Here is a 16,952-nt window from a genome sequence, read left to right on the forward strand (position 1 = left end):
AAACCTAACGGGTACCGGGTACCTACTTGCGCATGTGCAGGAACACTTCCAGCTTCTGCGCAAGAAATCTGAGGATCATTTTGTTATACGAAATATATGCTTTGAAGAAAATGATTTCTTGATAATACGGCGGAATAACCGATGGTATGAGCACTAATTATTGATGCAGTTATTGATGCAGTACAAAATGGTAGTGCGGTAAGCAAGCTCGTCATAACAGATCCACCATTATCATTCCGGATGGAAGCGTTAATGGGCTGACAACCACGTTCGACGCCCTCAGATTAGTAGCTATGAGCCCGACGCCTGACATTTTATCAATTTCCTTCATACGTTGCGTCTTTCCTCATGCTCCCTTGTTTCTACCACTATGTCGCCCCTAATCGCTTGACCACACAACCGTCTGTTCATCATCTCATTCCCACCAACCCGCCATTGTTCCACGGTCTTACTGCCGGCTAGCCGACACCGACGTTAGCTGGTCGCCTACCACGGAAGATTCCTGTCCAACCGAATCGCCTGATTTGGCGTTAGGTTACCGTTCCATCGGAAATATCGCCACACCTATTGGGAATTGCCTCCAACTAATAACATTACTAGGGTGATAAAATTTCAGCCTACCCGATTTTTCCAGTTGGGGATAAAATTTGGTTTGTCAGGGTCGCTATGAGTGGATATGGAATGGTTCTCTCACAAGCCACGGTTAAAGTGAGGTTACGTGAAAAGAAGAAGATCAATAAGGCAACACGAAAAGAGGAGGACTCTAAACGATGTTAAAGGGTGGTTGGGAAAGAAGTGGCGGGCCGGAATCGGTCTGATGCTTTCGGTCTTTCTGTTTGTGGGGAGCATGCCCCATGAAATTTTTGCAAATACGGGGGGAGGCATTGGGACGAAGTTAACCGCCGGCCAAGCGGGGACTGTATGGAATTCAGTGTACGGGAACGGCGGTCAGATGGTCATGTCCAGCACCCACGAGGTGCCGGTTTTCAGTCCGCTGCCGGTGTCCTTGACGAACGAGCGACAGGTCGGCATCAGCGGGAAGGCGAAGGCAGGGGATTCGGTCAGGCTCTGGTATTCCCTGGACAGAGGGGAAGCATCGGCCATCGGGGAACCGACCATAGCAGATAACCAAGGGAAGTTTGCCATTGATGTGGCTCTATCGGACTTGGGAGAGGGAACGCTCACCTTCTATGCGACCGCTCTTAAGAATGGGGTGGAGAGCATGGCGTCCAACCCGCTAACGCTGGTGACGGACTGGACGCCGGCCGGAGACGTTTTCGATGTGACTTGGGAAATGTTTGCCGTCAACCAAGCGCTGGTCAAGTGGAATCCTCCCATGGTGGAGGGGGAGACGGCGGCAGTGCAAGATCCACAATTGGTGGGTTATGAGCTGGAGAACGTCTGCGCCGATAAAAAGCTTATGGATCTGAAGAATCCGAATATTCATCAAGATCTGGTCAACGTGAAGCCGAACGGCAAACTGAACCTCCGGATCCGCATGATGGATCGTGCGGGCAACCGTTCCGATGGAACGGAGGTGACCTTGACAGCACCGCCCGCGCAGGTGACGAAGCTGTCCGACCTGTCGATTGCGGCCAACGACTTGAAATTCACCGCTACCCTTAGCGGCGACGGTTCGACTGCTTTTTATACGGATAGTCCGCTGCCCGGTTTGTCGGGAACGTTCCTTTTTGCCCAGAACCTGATGAGCGGGCATAGGGAGATGTTGACACCAACGAGGAACAACGAAGACAGGGACAGGGTGGCTCCGTATCTGCAATCTTTAAAGCTATTGGTCGAAGATATCCACGGAGCTCTGCAGACCATGAATCATGATAATTTGGAGCCATTACTACCTTGTGCATTCCAGAACTAACAGCTTCAAGAAATTTTCTTATGACATCTCTAAAGTATCAGAACGCTAAAAATCCATGAGGTATATCACACTAGAGAGACATTTTTTTGGATTTTGTATGAATCTTGAATAATGTCACTGGCTGTCTTGGCAACTTGAGGCTTATACTGTGTGCAAAGCTAAGCAAATTGAAGACTAAGGGAGGTACGAAAGTATGCGGAAAGGTTATATATCCAACATACGCAATAAGAAAAAGACGCTTTCCATGGTTGGAATGAACCTTATTCTTGCCATGTTGGTGGCGGCATGCAGCCCCACGGGCGGGAGCAGTGGCGCGGGGCAGGGGACACCTGCGCAAGGGACACCGGCGCAGGGAACGGGGACGGCAGCGAGAGACGATCAAAAGCCGCTGGATTTGAAAGTCATGTCGTTTCTTTATTTTCAAGTACCGGATATGAAAAATGCAGTTTGGACTGAAATTCAAAAAAAGTTAAATGTGAATTTAACCGTAGATTGGGTACCGCAAAGCGACTATACCAGCAAACTCGATATCGTCCTCGCTTCCGGCGACCTTCCCGATATCATTGATTCCCCGGAAAATTACCTGCCCACCGTCAACGCCGCCAAGCAAGGCTTGTTTTGGGATCTTACGCCGTTCCTGGGCGATTATAAAGATTACCCGAACCTAAAGAAGATCGTACCCGAGTGGTCGAAATATTTTAAAATTGATGGAAAGCTGTACTCCTTGCCGCTGACGCGTCCTAAGCTGAATGTCATCCCACAGATTCGTAAGGATTGGCTGGACAAATTGGGGCTGCCCATGCCGCAAACGATGGATGAATTTGCTGCAGACTTGAAACAGATCGTCCAAAAGAACATGGCCGGCAACGGGAATACGATCGGGATGGAATTCAACGATTATTACAGTCGTGCTTTTGGCACGAACGAGCCGGTTAATAACAGCGAAGGCGGTCTCATTTATCCTTTCCTTACAAAGAATTATACAGATTTTGTTGCCTGGTATCGGGATCGCTATGCAGATGGAGTGCTGCCCAAAGAATTTTCCGTCATGAAAGGCGCGCAGCTTCAGGATATGTTTACCTCCGGATCAAGCGCCAGCTATGTGTGGAACATTTACCATGCCTGGACAGCTACAGATGCTTTAAGGAAAAAGGGAATGACAGATGCGAATGTGGACTCGCTGATTATGAAAGGGCCGAAAGGCTACGCATTGGAGCGGACCGTCGGATCCGGAGGCTATATCTTGATTTCGAAAAAAGTTCCGGAAGATAAGGTCAAACGAATTTTGAAAATGTTCGATCAGTCGGCTGACCCTGCACTGTTGGATTTGTTCACTTACGGGATCGAGGGCGTTGACTTCACAACGGCGGATGGTGTGAAAAAATTGACCGATGTGGGCAAAAAAGAGATCGACACCGACTTGTATCAATTTGTGCCGATCGCCGATGATCGTTGGCTGAAGGTAAGAGATCCCCAGGCTTCGAAAGAATGGAATGAAGCGAAAATCAAAGAGATGGAACCGGTTGAAAATATCGCTCAAGTACCTTTGAGTACTGTACTTTTCTCCGACAGCTGGTTAAAAGTATGGTCGAAATACTCCGACGAATGGACAGCTATGCGAACCAAAGCAATCACCGGTGCCATTTCGATGCAGGATTACCAGGCCTACGTCGATAAATTGAACAATATGCCGGATTTCAAAAAAGCTTATAAAGAATTCGCCGAGAGCTACAAACAGATGCAACAATAGACGGGAGGAAAGTGACCGATGCAGACTCTTAAAGAGGAGACAAACCAGAATTCGATGCGCAAACAAAGAATCATTGACTGTGATGTGCATGTGGCTCCCAGAAATGCAGATGAAATCCGAAAGTATATGGACCCCTACTCGCGCTCTCGATTTTCCCTAAGCGGCCGTGATCTTTATCATCACCCGATGAACGTCAACCGTACGGATTCGGTCCCCCCCCGGGGCGGGGGGCCGGGATCAGATCCTGATTTTTTGCGCGAGCAGCTCATCAATGAATACGGCATCGATTATGCGATCTTGCTTCCCAGGCCTTTCTCCAATCCGTTGCCGAATGCAAATTACGCCACAGCCGTCTGCTCGGCGTATAACGAATGGCAGGCAGATACATGGTTAAGGGATTATAATCATGACCAAGTGTTTCGCGGCTCGATTTTGATTTCGACCCAGGACCCGGAAGGTTCTGTCAAACAAATCGAACGTTGGGCGGCCCATTCGCAATTCGTTCAAGTTCTGAGCGATTCCGGCTCGCGGGCTCCATACGGTCAAAAAATGTACTATCCCATTTTCGAAGCTTGCGAGCATTACGGCCTGCCTTTCGCGATTCACGCCGGAGCGGACGGGATCGGAATCAATATACAACCGACGATCGGGTATCCGACCCATTATATAGAATGGGCCACGCTCCATTCTATCAGCTACCAGTCCCATTTGGTCAGTTTGTTGGTCGAAGGCGTATTTGAACGGTTCCCGAAGCTCAAGGTCGTTCTGGTTGAAGGAGGAGTGGCGTGGCTGCCGACTTTACTCTGGCGCCTCGATCAAATGTATGAGCGTTATTCCGAAGAAGTACCCTGGCTGCGCCGCAAGCCGAGCGAGTATATGAGGGATCACATACGGTTAACCAGCCAACCAATCGAACGCCCCGATAAAGACCGTGAACTGGTGAGAATGTTGGAGCTCATGGATGCTGAAAACATCTTGATGTTCGCCAGCGATTATCCGCACTGGGACTTCGATTCACCGAAATATGCGTTTCCTAAATTGCCCGATCGGATGCGGGAGCGGATCTTTTTCGAGAACGCGAGAGAACTATACGGATTGAAGTGAAGCCGGGGTAGCCGTTTGCTATCCGCGAGCTGCTCGCAAAGGAGTGAACATATGGAAGAAGCGAATATCCTCGACATGAATTCCGTAAAAAGCCGGCGGCAGGCAGCGCTTGCTTGGCGCAGATATGTCCGCTTTCGATACATCTACCTGCTTACGCTGCCCGGAGTGTTTTATTATCTGGTATTTAAGGTTGCTCCCATGTGGGGACTCTTGGTATCTTTCCAGAATTACAGTCCGGCGCTGGGCATGTGGCACAGCGAATGGGTCGGATTTGATAATTTCATCGACTTATTTACGTACGATCATTTTTATATCATGCTGCGCAACACGTTGGTCATTAATTTGTTTAGCCTTGTTTTCTTTTTTCCGCTTCCGATCATCATCTCTCTGATGCTGAACGAACTGAAGCACGATTGGTTCAAGCGTTTGAACCAATCCATTCTGTACTTGCCCCACTTTATGTCCTGGGTGGTGGTGGCGAGCCTGACTTTTTTTATGCTTTCGCAGGATGTCGGTCTCGTCAACAAGTTCATCATTCAGTCGGGCGGAAAAGCCCAATCTTTCCTGACCAACCCGGACTACTTCTGGGGCCTGCTCACCGCACAGAACATTTGGAAAGACGTCGGTTGGGGGACGATTATTTTTCTGGCTGCCATGGCGGGCATCGATCCCCAGCTTTATGAAGCCGCCGAGATGGACGGAGCAAGCCGCTGGCGGAAAATATGGCATATCACGCTGCCGGCGATTCGAACGACAATCGTCATTCTGCTTATCCTGCGACTGGGACATATAGCTGACGTCGGTTTCGAACAAGTGCTGCTGATGAAAAGTCCGTTGGTCAATAATGTGGCGGACGTATTCGACACCTATACCTTTACCCAAGGGATTCAACGTGGCCAGATTAGCGTCGGCGTTACGGTAGGCATGTTTAAAGGAGTTATCGGCCTGTTTCTTGTGGTGTTATCGAATACGATCGTCAAGCGGATGGGGCAGGAAGGTATCTATTAAAAGCATGGTAGGAGGTTGGAGGCTTGAGCGCGGCAACCGGAAATAAAATGACCGCTTTCGATTATGTCAATTACTTATTGCTGCTGGCCTTTTCCTTATTGTGTTTGTTTCCGTTTTTTTATGTGATCAGCGTTTCGCTAACAGATCCTGGGGTGTATAAGCCGTTCACATTTACTCTGATCCCGGCAAAATTTTCATTGCGAAGCTACGAGTATATTCTCGGTTCGATCAACTTCAGAAATGCCTTATACAGCACCGTCTACATTACCGTGATCGGCACTCTGCTAAATTTGGTGTTTACTTTCACTATGGCTTACGGGCTCACCAAAAAAGAATTGCCCCACCGCAATTTGATTATGGCCAGCGTCATTTTCACTTTAGTGTTTAACGCGGGGATCGTACCCAACTTTTTGCTGGTTAAAAGCTTGGGCCTGCTAAATTCGTACTGGGCGCTGATCTGGTCTGCCATGATCAATTCATTCAATTTGATCGTTGTCAAAAGCTTTTTGCAAACGCTTCCGGAAGAGCTGGAGGATGCGGCGAAAATCGACGGCTGCAACGATCTCGGGGTATTTTTCAAGATTGTGCTGCCCCTTTCCTTACCGGCCGTGGCCGCATTTACCCTGTTCTTTGCGGTCACTCACTGGAACACTTATTTCAATGCCTTGATTTATTTGTCGGATGCGAAAAAGTGGACTTTGCAATTGCTGGTCAAATCACTGATCATGGACGCGAACGCCAATTCGGTCCAAGGGTCGCTGGGGGACGCGGATCAAATTTTACCGCAAGAAACGATCCGCTTGGCCGCCGTCGTTGTGGCTATGCTGCCCATTCTCGTCGTTTATCCGTTTTTGCAAAAATATTTTGCCAAAGGTGTGCTGCTCGGCTCGGTAAAAGGATAAGCGGGTGAACAGTACGTCCACAAAGACAGGAACCATAGAGAGGAGAACAGTGATGATAAACCCGCTAAGCGAAGAAACAGAGGCAAGAGCTGAACTTTCCAAGAGTCAATCAGGAATTATCGATTGTGATGTGCATGTATATCCGCGAAATGCCGAAGAAATCAAGCAATATTTGGCCCAACCGTGGAAACATCGCTTTCATATACGGAAGAATCATTATTTTCAAAGCCCGGTGACGCCTCGCCGCACCGTCACTCCTGACGGAAGAAGCCCCGGGACGGAACCGGAATTCCTGCGCGAACAGCTGCTGCGGCCTCACGGTATCACTACTGCCATTTTACTGCCGCGTGCCGACGTTTCGGCGAACCACGATCCGGATTACGCTGCCGCTGTTGCGACCGCCTACAACAAGTGGCTCTCCGACACATGGTTGAACGAATATAATGCGGATGGCGCTTTCAAAGGGTCGATTATGATCGCTCATCAGGATCCCCAATCTGCTGCAAAGGAAATCGAACGATGGGCCGGACATCCCCATTTCGTGCAGGTAGTAATCGATTCCGGCGCACGTGCTCCATTTGGCCAGCGCCACTATTACCCAATTTATGACGCTTGCGCCCGTCATGGACTGCCTTTAGCCATTCATCCGGGAGCGGATGGAATCGGCATCAATATTCTGGCTTCGCAAGGATACCCCTCCCATTTTTTGGAGTACTATGCCGGTCTATCTTTCGCCATGCAGGTCCATTTGGTGAGCATGCTTACGGAAGGCGTGTTTGAGCGATTTCCAGATCTGAAAATCGTCATTACGGAAGGCGGGGTTACCTGGATGCCGGCACTGATGTGGCGGCTCGATCAGGAATACAAGGGACTGCGCTCGGAAGTTCCATGGATGAAAAAGCTTCCGAGTGAATATTTACGTGATCACGTGAGAATGACTACGCAGCCGTTGGAGCGGCCACAGCGCAATGAAGAGCTTTTGGATGTGCTTTCCATGATGAATTACGAAGAGATGCTTCTCTTTTCGAGCGACTACCCGGATGAACATTTCGCCTCACCCGACCAACTAGAATTTTTAACGCCTCGGGCCAGGAGCCGCATTTTATCGGAAAATGCTAAACTATTGTACCATTTAAATATCAGTTCAAAAGGAGTATGATGGAAATAATGGGAAAATGTATGGTATGTCCCGTTCGAGAGCTCCCGCCGGGAGGCCGGAAAATTGTTTCGATTGAAGGACGATCCATCGGAGTATTCAACATCAGGGGCCAGTTTTACGCGATACGAAATCGTTGTCCCCATCAGGGGGCGCAGTTGTGCGTAGGACATATTCAAGGCATTATGCTGCCTTCCGATCCGGGGGAATATCTTTACGGAAGGGACGGCGAAATTGTACGATGCCCGTGGCACGGCTGGGAATTTGATATTACCAACGGGAAGTCCGTGTTCGATCCGTTCAAATGTTTGGTGAAAACATACGAAGTGGAAGTCGTAGACCGGCCGGAGGAGGACAGCCCCAGTGTGGAAACTTACCAGGTTACCGAGGAAGCGGGCTGGATTGTCGTAACGGTATAACGTTATTCCGCTTGCAGGGAGGGCGCCGATGTGGAATTGGATTTGTAAACTGTACTCGCCTAAGATCCGAAGAAGTTTCAGATTCCGGAAGAATCTACTCAATAGGTTGGTATGGTTGAGCTGTTTCTCGATCTGCATCCCTGTAGTCATCACAGGCTTCGTATATTATCAATTATCCATGTCCAAAGCGGCACGGCAAGCGATAGATCAAAATCTGGCCAATCTAACACAAGTCAAAGACCGGACGGAAGAGATCCTTCACAATGTAGAACAGGATTCGTTTCAGCTGGCGATGGATCCACAGATGAACGAAGCGTCCCTGAAGCCGGGATATTCAACGGACTATTTAGTTCAAAACAAGCTTATCGATGTCATTACCAGGAAACGAAATATGAATCGTTTAATCGGGGACATTATGCTTTACCGATTTGGCGATGATTTTGTATTGTCCAGCGAATTTGGAAATGTGCTAAGAAAACGGAATAAAATGACAGATGATATCTTTAAAATTCCTATAGAAAGCAAGCGTGCGCAATGGACATGGCTCCCGTACGGGAAAGAGAAAGGATATCTTACATTTTGGCGGCAGCTAACTAATCCGAATGACGGCTCCAACTGGGGAATCTTGATGTATCAAGTCAAAATCGACGTTCTGCAAAACGATTTGAAGGATATGTCGGGGACTGCCGCGTTGTATGTACGTGACACACAAGGCGAAATCTTATTCAGTTCACCGGGAGCTTCGCCAGCCCTCTTGGCTGACTCCCGAGTGAAAGATTTTCTCGGGAGCGAGGATTCTGCCAAAAACAGCTATATCCAAGACGAACGAGGGAATACCTATTTATACACGTATGTGAAGACAGCCCTTGGGAGAACGTATGTTTCGGTGATCCCGAGAGAATGGATTGCCCGCGAATTCATGTGGATTCAGTGGCTGGTGGCCCTGATCGTCATCCTCGTTGTAGGTTTGAGCATCGGAATCACCATGCTGCATTTGCGCCGAATCTACAATCCGATCGAGCAGCTGATCAAGTACGGGGAACAATTGAGTTTCGGAAACATGCGGGAAACGGTTGAAAACGAAGCTTCGTTTCTGAAAGAATGCATGGACCACCTTAAGGATGAAACGCATAAAATCAACAGCTATGTATCACGAATTGAACCGACGATGCGTGAAAAATTTCTGCAGATGCTGCTGGAATGGAATCCGCTTATTCGCCATTCACTGAATGAAGATTGCCTAACACATCGAATTCATTCGAGCGGAATCTATTCGGTTATGGTGGTTGATATTGAAAATTTACATAAAGAAGGCCGCTTTTTGAAAGACGATGAGCCGATCGTCGCTTACTCTGCTGCAAATATGATGAACGAGCTCCTGCAAACGGGACAATTTCTGATCTCCGGATATATACTTAACAGTCACGACGGGAAAGCTACCGCTATTCTCTACCCAGGGAAAGAAATGTCGACGGATAACTTCTTGCATCAAATTCGACGCTATGCAATTGAAGTCCGGCATTCGATGACGGAGATTATGAAAATCGAAGTTTCGGTTGGAATCGGAAAAGTATATACCCACATTGCCGATGCGTCCATTTCGTATCAGGAGGCGAAAAAAGCATTGCAGCAGCGCATTTATGGAAAAAACGAGGGTGTTTTTTTCGTTGGTGACGGCAATAAAATGCATAGAAACACCTCCCAGATATTTCCCCAATCGGTGGAAACTCGCATGATCCAAGCGCTCAGAGCCGGCGATGTAGGGAAGGCGCTAGAAGAGCTGCGACATTTTTCTGAATCCATCTGCACCTCTGAAGACCCGGGCTTTATTTATCAATGCTATTTTGTATTGCTCGCCTCGTTACTGCTCGCTCTTAATTCGGAAGGCGGAAATATGTATCATGTGTTGAGCGAAAATGTTTTATTTGAAGAACTGCGGGAATGCCGTACTTCTATGGAAATACACGATTGGTTCACGGATCGGCTATTCGGCCTCTTTTTGAAAGTGTTACAAGAGGAGAACAAGGGAAAGGCCAAGTCAGCCGTCGAGCAAATTTGTGAATATATCCGCGGGCATGCGCTGGAGGGCGTGTCGCTGGTGCAATGCTCCGAGCTTGTGGGAATGAATCCCTCTTATTTCAGTTCCTTGTTCAAGAAAGAAACGGGGATAAACTTTGTTGAATTTACTATTCAGTGCAAGCTTGAACAATCGAAATCCATGCTTGTGAAAACGGATATGAGTATTCGCGAAATTGCTTCCGCGGTCGGTTTTTCCGATCGGCACTTCATTCGCATTTTTCAAAAATACAACAACACGACACCCAATCAATTCCGCGTCATGTATCGTAAAACTTAGCTACAGTGTTAAGAGGCTTAGCCTTCTTTTTCACACTTTCCCACCGGGAAGTGGGTCTATATCATTACAAAAAGGAGCCACGCTTCTCCGACGTGAACCGCTTTCCCGGGGCACGTATGGGTGCCCTGAATTTTATTTAGCCGGTTATGTGTCGCGGAATAGTTTCTGCCTAGGGGAACCGGATACGTCTTGACGAGTTGAGAATCACTGAAACGATCCCAAGAAGATTAGGGTCGTTTTTTTGCATAGATTTTTGCGATGAAATTCCTAGTCCGATTCAAAAGATCATTTTTTCAAGCACCAGTGGCATATCTTAGTAGTAGCAGTATCAAACGGAGGGAAGTTAGTTGAAAGGACAATTTAATAAACCACCAGTTCAATAACAAGAGACATTTGTTTGGCTATGTGTAAAAGAAGGATGCAAGGGTTGGGTCCGTGAAGACTTTTCGTTCAATAAAGTTCCCACTTGTGCATTATGCGAATCAGAGATGGTTCGCAGAACAAAAATTCTTCCTATTCTAAGCATTGAAAAGGAATTAAATCTGGATACAACTATGAGAAAACGCCGTCGCGGTATCGTGTGAAAGATTTACATATCGTTAAAGTTTGGAAACTATAAATGACTTATTCTCACAGTTTTCTATAAAAACATCGCACAATCGTAGCGATGTTTTTAATTTGCTAAAGGAGAAAATCGGGAATGTCCTACTAAGTTAAGACAATGAGAGTGGGGATGGAAATCAATAATTTTATATTACTCTCCATCCGTAAAAGCTGAATGATTCAATAAAAATAATTTAAGACTTCATAGCAATTTTTTCCTATATAATATTCAAGATGTACATTATATTTTGCCTATAATTCGATTTGCATTATATCAATATATCCAGAGGATGAGGACTGACTATGGGATTTTTAAAAGATTTGGGGAAATTCGCTGGCGAAGTTACAGGAAAAGTAATTGGTGGCAGCGTACGTGTCGTTGGTGAATTAACGGGAAGTGACTATATTAAAGAGATCGGGGACGGTGTCGAGAACGCGACAATCCGAACCGGAGAAACCTTGGGTAATGCTGCATCTGGAATATGGGATGTCGGTGCTGGGATTATTACGCAAGACGAAAAACAATTGGAAGCTGGTTTCAGCGATGTCGGGCAAGCTGTCGGGTCTACGATAATGGGGGTTGGACAGGGAATCGGTTATGTTTATGAGAATGGCAAAGATGTAGTTAGTGGTTTAAAAGACGGAGATGGCGAACTTCTGAAGCAAGGAGCAAAAAACTTAGTAAAAGTGGCTGCCGTCGGCGTTCTGGCTATTGGAATCGTAGATGTTGTTGACGGTGTAGATGGTATTGCCGAAGCAGCCGATTTGGATAGTGCTCATGATACACCGATCGATGCTAATCATGCTCTGGGAAGCCACACGGATGCTCTAACCGATACGCCATCAGACCGTACGGTTGAAAACCCTAATACCCATCATGTGGATCCATATTTGAGACATAATGCAGATGGTAGCACAACCTGGGTAGATGGTGATGGGGATTCGAGCGTCAATAGTTATGGAGGATGGACTCAAACGAATCCAGACTATAAAGGGTAATGAACGGGGAGCACATTTGCTTTTTCCGTTTAAGTTCTCGATTAACCCAACATAAGAATGTGGAATATCATCTGTAACTCTATTACGGCTCTTAAAAAACCTGTGTGAGCGCGTTTATGCAGCCGTGCAACAGCAGCCTAATACGCAGGTTATCAACGCGTGTGTCAAATCAAATGGCAAGGTCGAAATAGCTGCACCGGGAAACACCTGTGATAAAAATGATCAGAATTGGAATATTGCCGGTCCAAAGGGCGCAAAGGCGAAAAGGGCGATTCAGGACAGCCAGGTATTGCAGGAGACCTATAACTTTCAACAAAATATAGTGTTTTGTATAATGATTGAAAGATTTCGGTGGCCAATATAATGGGCTCGATCCAGGGGTTAATGGCGTCGAAACGGACCTTCACTACACCAAAGACGATATAATCTTTCTAATGCATGATGATAAACGGTGATTCAATAGGTTCTAAATGTCTAGATACAGACCTTGAGGCAGGCAGGGTCTCATCAATCGATTTCTCATAAGTATACATAATATATTTTATGTAATCTTAATCATCTAGTAACGCCGGATGATGTGGGGGAGGTCCTCAAACCTGAAGGTTTTACGATTATCAACGATAAGGTGCATCGCCAAAACGTCGCATCTAATATGACATTGAGGCTGGGTACCTCGTTTCGCCACTCGAATAGTTCCTCTGAGAAGACTAAAAGACCCGGACCTGCGCAAATAGGATCCGGGCCGCATCAATAGTCGCCCTTCAAGGGGGCTAGCTCGTTATGGGAGAGTAGACCGTCACTTTGCGATTGGTGCGGTCTATTTCTTTTAAGACCGACAAATTACTTGGCATCACCTATAAAAGTGTAATACGTTTTTTAACGATATGGTTATATATTGATAAATTCTCCGTTTAACACAACGCCAACCGGCACAATCTTTTTATCATACTTCCTAGTTTGACCCTCACAATCATAGTAATTATCCGGCTCATTCACAATGCGGAAGATGGTTGCGTTTTTAACCTCTGATAAATCACACCAATCATCGAGCCGCAATATTTCGGCAGGTAACTTAGTTATCCCATAAACAATATCTTCAAGAGGAATGGATAGCCCCAGCATTTTCGTCAACGTTGTAGCCATATCAAAAGCGTATTTTTTACGCGAAAGAGCATGGAGGTCAGTGCTAATGGAAAATTTGGGCAACCCTTGCTTGATCGCCTTTTCGCAGACTTCAAAAGAAAAACTAGCACTGCCATGCCCAACATCCAGGATAACACCACGATCAATGAGTTTTTTCATAGCTGTAGACGGTGTTCCATCCGCATTCCAAGCATCCCCACCACGCCCGTTAAAGCAATGCGTCACGATGTCACCGTTCCTAAAAAAGGGTTCCATATCGGATAAATGGGGAGGAGTTCCACCGATATGTACCATAAGTGGTAGCTGGGTAAGTCTTGCCACCTCACTAGCAAGTCTAAGTGGCTCGATACCTTCGTGTCGAATGACCTCGCTACCGATACGCACCTTTACTCCGCTAATAATGTCGCGGTTCTCGTTAATTGTACTAACTGTTTGCCCAACATTTAAGTATTCCATAGCGTTGTACTCATGATGATAGATAACCCCTATGGGGCTTATACATATAAACAATTTAAAATTTGTCTTAATAGTCGGCTCTACATATTTTCGAAAACCCTTAATCGTGTAGTCACCGACCGTCCCGGCATCAACAATCATACACACACCTGATTTAAAACCGATTTCATCGGCATTAGTACCAAAAAGACCAAAACCTTCGTTAAAATGCGCATGAAGATCAATCCAGCCAGGGGTCATATACAGCTCAGATTCAAAGTCGTTGGAAAAATTCTTTTCTACTATGTATTTTTCACCAACTTTTTTAATTACCGCAGGAAAAAAACTGTTAGTTACTGCGTCATAAGCTTTAACTGACAATGGATTAAGCATACTACGCTCTCCTCATTTCATTGTTTTGTCATTCATTCTTGCGATCTATTAATAAATATGAGCATCGGTAATATTGAGAACCCTCTTGGCAACAAGATCCGCTTAAGTGCTTTTCATACTTTAATCTACATAGTAAGTTTCCTGCCCAATATGAAATCCTAATGAAAGCAATACCTTTACTATTTAAATAACGAGCAGGAGAATAACCGACAACCCATATTATCCCATTTTTTTAATGCAACTTCGATATATCGGGTGTATCATTAAAGTAATGGGGTTCATCACGGTTCCCTCCTAAATCCATGAAAATAAGGAGCTATGCCGGTATGAGTATGACTCTAAAAAACATATCGATTTGGAGTTATCGGGCTTGGAGAAGGACGGAGCATCATATCTGCAGCGATCCAAAAGCAACCGTTGGAGTTGTTAACGTATGCGATATTAGTGAAGAGGTGTGCAAAATCTGTGCCGCCGAATTCTGTCTTTCACGCTATACAGTGCATCAAACAAGCTCTCGATGCCCTGTCAAGCAACCTAAAAAAGGAGTTAGAATAAAGTTATGGCCAAACCATTGAGAACTGATGCTGACTTATTTGCAGCAGCGTTGTTCCAGATGCAAGTCAGTGTAATACAACGCACTGCAGATGACATCTATGTTGAAGAAGATAAAGGAATTATTGAAAAAATTACTCCGATATCTGTTAAACTCAACGGAACTTACTTCGTTCGTAGCGAGAGCGAGTTTTATGTCAAATGAGCACATAGCTCATATATATTGGGACATGATGGAAGCAGGGGAGTGTTTTGCTCGATAGTGCTCATTAATCTACTACGTAAAAATGATTCTTATGAAATAAATTACTTAGTTTATCAGTGTTTTCGTTGGTAATAATATGGTAGTAGTCAATGCATAAAGACTAAGCGAGGCCCGGCTTATGCCAAGCAGAAGGAGGATATAAATATCGTGACAGTCCATATCGAGGCTCAACTAGGAGATATCGCTGAAAAGGTGCTGCTGCCTGGCGACCCGTTGCGCGCCAAGTACATCGCCGAAACATTCCTGGAGGATGCAGTCTGTTACAATAATGTACGTGGGATGCTTGGATTTACGGGAACTTATTACGGACATAGAGTATCCGTGCAGGGAACGGGGATGGGGATGCCTTCGGCAAGTATTTATATTCACGAGCTCATAAACAACTTTGGTGTAAAGAAATTAATCCGGATCGGGACCTGCGGGGCCATACGAACGGATGTGAATATACGGGATGTGATTGTCGCCCAAGCCGCATGCACAGACTCAGGCATCAACCGAAACACGTTTCCGGGAATTGATTATGCACCCATCGGCAGCTTTTCTATGATCCAACAAGCCTATCATTTGGCGAAATCTACGAACCTTACTTTGAAAGTGGGGAACGTCTACTCCGCAGATCTATTCTATTCGGACAATGATTCGTTACCGAAGCTTGCTCGGTACGGTGTACTGGCGGTCGAGATGGAAACAGCTGCTTTGTATACGCTCGCAGCTAAGTTCGAGGTTGAGGCTTTGTCACTTCTAACGGTGAGCGATCATGTATTGACGGGGGAACAGACGTCGCCTCAGGAGAGACAAACCACGTTTAACGAAATGATTCAATTAGCTCTGGAAACAGCGACTCACGAATTTACCCTGCCTTGATCTTCAGTGATCAAGGTTTTTTTGTTTAAAGCTTAAAATTATTTATTACCACGGCTATTATTAATCTGATGCATTTGATACAGTACCATCAAAAAGATGTGGAGGTACCATGGCGAATAAATGGGATGAATCGTCAATTCCTGACCAATCGGGCAAAACTATAGTTATCACCGGTTCGAGCAGCGGGCTTGGGTTACATGCGGCCATGGGGCTTGCAAGTAAAGGTGCGGAGGTGATTTTTGCCGTTCGCAATGTGCAGAAAGGGATCGCAGCGACTAAGCAAATTCAACTGCGGCATGCAAAGGCTATCGTAAAGGTTATGAAACTTGATCTGGGAGATATGAGCAGTATCAGCGATTTTGCGGCAGCGTTTCAAAAGCAATATTCGAACCTGTCCATTTTGATTAATAATGCAGGCGTCATGATGCCCCCTTACCAGAAAACGAAAGACGGATTTGAGATGCAATTCGGGACGAATCATTTGGGGCATTTTGCGTTAACTGGGTTGCTGCTCCCCGAATTGCTCAAAACCCCTAAATCTCGTGTGGTAACGCTCAGCAGCTTGGCTGCGAGGAGTGGTCGAATTGATTTCGATAATTTGGACGGCTCGAAAGGATATCACGGTTTTCCCTTCTATCGGCAGAGCAAGCTGGCAAACCTGTTATTTGCTATGGAATTACAGCTGCGGCTTAGCGCATCCAGAGCGGAAACGATTAGTATCGCCTGCCATCCCGGCATTGCAGCGACGAATATCATTTCCCGGGGCTCGGGTAGCGAAGTAAGGGGCTTACTTAGATTACTAATGAGGAGGATGTTTCAAACTGCGGAGATGGGCGCGTTGCCAACCCTGTACGCAGCCACAGAACTGTCATTAAAGGGCGGAGAATACATAGGACCGGACGGACGTGGAGCGAAGCGAGGTCATCCGATTATTGATCCTATTGTACATAAACTATTTGATAAGAAGATCGCGAATCAGCTATGGGAGGTTTCGGAGAAGCTGACAGGGATCCATTACACTTTTCCAAATTGACTGTTACTTGAAGTTAAATAAATGGAGTACATATCATGAGATAAATCTGCCCCCCATTAAACTGGTCTATATCATTGAAGGCGTTCAGCCGGGC

General features: G+C 46.2%; 14 protein-coding genes and 1 pseudogene. 14 read left to right on the forward strand and 1 reads right to left on the reverse strand.

Annotated elements, in window-relative coordinates:
* Positions 1-784 precede the first annotated feature (784 nt).
* From FPZ49_RS19160 to FPZ49_RS37515, 11 genes and pseudogenes are all read left to right on the forward strand, one after another.
* Positions 785-1,876 (forward strand): hypothetical protein, encoded by a 1,092-nt coding sequence (locus tag FPZ49_RS19160; protein ID WP_144849897.1) that lies wholly within the window; start codon positions 785-787, stop codon positions 1,874-1,876.
* A 193-nt stretch (positions 1,877-2,069) separates the two neighbouring features.
* Positions 2,070-3,626 (forward strand): extracellular solute-binding protein, encoded by a 1,557-nt coding sequence (locus tag FPZ49_RS19165; protein WP_144849899.1) that lies wholly within the window; start codon positions 2,070-2,072, stop codon positions 3,624-3,626.
* An 18-nt stretch (positions 3,627-3,644) separates the two neighbouring features.
* Positions 3,645-4,730: an amidohydrolase family protein gene (locus FPZ49_RS19170; RefSeq protein ID WP_144849901.1), complete on the forward strand. Its 1,086-nt coding sequence runs from the start codon at positions 3,645-3,647 to the stop codon at positions 4,728-4,730.
* Positions 4,731-4,781: 51 nt separating this feature from the next.
* The gene (locus FPZ49_RS19175) at positions 4,782-5,738 is read left to right on the forward strand and encodes an ABC transporter permease (RefSeq protein WP_144849903.1); all 957 of its coding nucleotides are present in this window, start codon (positions 4,782-4,784) and stop codon (positions 5,736-5,738) included.
* A gap of 23 nt (positions 5,739-5,761) precedes the next feature.
* Positions 5,762-6,640 carry a carbohydrate ABC transporter permease gene (locus FPZ49_RS19180; protein WP_315899194.1) on the forward strand — a complete coding sequence of 293 codons (879 nt, stop codon included), beginning with the start codon at positions 5,762-5,764 and terminating at the stop codon, positions 6,638-6,640.
* A gap of 4 nt (positions 6,641-6,644) precedes the next feature.
* Positions 6,645-7,799 carry an amidohydrolase family protein gene (locus FPZ49_RS19185; protein ID WP_144849905.1) on the forward strand — a complete coding sequence of 385 codons (1,155 nt, stop codon included), beginning with the start codon at positions 6,645-6,647 and terminating at the stop codon, positions 7,797-7,799.
* Positions 7,800-7,819: 20 nt separating this feature from the next.
* Positions 7,820-8,215 carry a Rieske (2Fe-2S) protein gene (locus FPZ49_RS19190; RefSeq protein WP_315899195.1) on the forward strand — a complete coding sequence of 132 codons (396 nt, stop codon included), beginning with the start codon at positions 7,820-7,822 and terminating at the stop codon, positions 8,213-8,215.
* Positions 8,216-8,330: 115 nt separating this feature from the next.
* Positions 8,331-10,571, forward strand: a complete 2,241-nt coding sequence (locus FPZ49_RS19195) for a helix-turn-helix domain-containing protein (protein WP_186445919.1) — start codon at positions 8,331-8,333, stop codon at positions 10,569-10,571.
* A 395-nt stretch (positions 10,572-10,966) separates the two neighbouring features.
* Positions 10,967-11,155: pseudogene (locus tag FPZ49_RS19200) on the forward strand (cold-inducible protein YdjO-related protein); the annotation flags it as partial.
* Positions 11,156-11,477: 322 nt separating this feature from the next.
* Positions 11,478-12,173 carry a hypothetical protein gene (locus FPZ49_RS35825; RefSeq protein ID WP_186445920.1) on the forward strand — a complete coding sequence of 232 codons (696 nt, stop codon included), beginning with the start codon at positions 11,478-11,480 and terminating at the stop codon, positions 12,171-12,173.
* A gap of 338 nt (positions 12,174-12,511) precedes the next feature.
* Positions 12,512-12,628 carry a glycerophosphodiester phosphodiesterase family protein gene (locus FPZ49_RS37515; protein ID WP_391563840.1) on the forward strand — a complete coding sequence of 39 codons (117 nt, stop codon included), beginning with the start codon at positions 12,512-12,514 and terminating at the stop codon, positions 12,626-12,628.
* A 433-nt stretch (positions 12,629-13,061) separates the two neighbouring features.
* Here FPZ49_RS37515 and FPZ49_RS19210 read toward each other — a convergent pair whose 3' ends face one another.
* Entirely contained in the window at positions 13,062-14,144 is a 1,083-nt protein-coding gene (locus FPZ49_RS19210; RefSeq protein WP_144849911.1) for an amidohydrolase family protein, read from the reverse strand.
* A gap of 559 nt (positions 14,145-14,703) precedes the next feature.
* On the opposite strand from FPZ49_RS19210, the gene FPZ49_RS19215 reads away from it, so the two are divergent.
* The 3 genes from FPZ49_RS19215 (at position 14,704) to FPZ49_RS19225 (ending at position 16,858) form a co-directional block, all read left to right on the forward strand.
* Positions 14,704-14,901 (forward strand): hypothetical protein, encoded by a 198-nt coding sequence (locus FPZ49_RS19215; protein WP_144849913.1) that lies wholly within the window; start codon positions 14,704-14,706, stop codon positions 14,899-14,901.
* 207 nt (positions 14,902-15,108) lie between these two features.
* Positions 15,109-15,825 (forward strand): purine-nucleoside phosphorylase, encoded by a 717-nt coding sequence (gene deoD, locus FPZ49_RS19220; RefSeq protein ID WP_144849915.1) that lies wholly within the window; start codon positions 15,109-15,111, stop codon positions 15,823-15,825.
* A gap of 109 nt (positions 15,826-15,934) precedes the next feature.
* Entirely contained in the window at positions 15,935-16,858 is a 924-nt protein-coding gene (locus FPZ49_RS19225; protein WP_144849917.1) for an oxidoreductase, read from the forward strand.
* Positions 16,859-16,952: the final 94 nt, after the last annotated feature.

The organism is Paenibacillus cremeus (assembly GCF_007786445.1).
In the GTDB taxonomy this organism is placed as follows: Bacteria; Bacillota; Bacilli; order Paenibacillales; family NBRC-103111; genus Paenibacillus_G; species Paenibacillus_G cremeus.

What these genes read in the sequence shown, in the direction of transcription:
- FPZ49_RS19225 (WP_144849917.1), top strand. Translation starts at nt 15,935, where the DNA reads ATGGCGAATAAATGGGATGAATCGTCAATTCCTGACCAATCGGGCAAA.
- FPZ49_RS19215 (WP_144849913.1), top strand. Translation starts at nt 14,704, where the DNA reads ATGGCCAAACCATTGAGAACTGATGCTGACTTATTTGCAGCAGCGTTG.
- FPZ49_RS35825 (WP_186445920.1), top strand. Translation starts at nt 11,478, where the DNA reads ATGGGATTTTTAAAAGATTTGGGGAAATTCGCTGGCGAAGTTACAGGA.
- FPZ49_RS19170 (WP_144849901.1), top strand. Translation starts at nt 3,645, where the DNA reads ATGCAGACTCTTAAAGAGGAGACAAACCAGAATTCGATGCGCAAACAA.
- FPZ49_RS19190 (WP_315899195.1), top strand. Translation starts at nt 7,820, where the DNA reads ATGGTATGTCCCGTTCGAGAGCTCCCGCCGGGAGGCCGGAAAATTGTT.
- FPZ49_RS19175 (WP_144849903.1), top strand. Translation starts at nt 4,782, where the DNA reads ATGGAAGAAGCGAATATCCTCGACATGAATTCCGTAAAAAGCCGGCGG.
- FPZ49_RS19165 (WP_144849899.1), top strand. Translation starts at nt 2,070, where the DNA reads ATGCGGAAAGGTTATATATCCAACATACGCAATAAGAAAAAGACGCTT.
- FPZ49_RS19210 (WP_144849911.1), bottom strand. Translation starts at nt 14,144, where the DNA reads ATGCTTAATCCATTGTCAGTTAAAGCTTATGACGCAGTAACTAACAGT.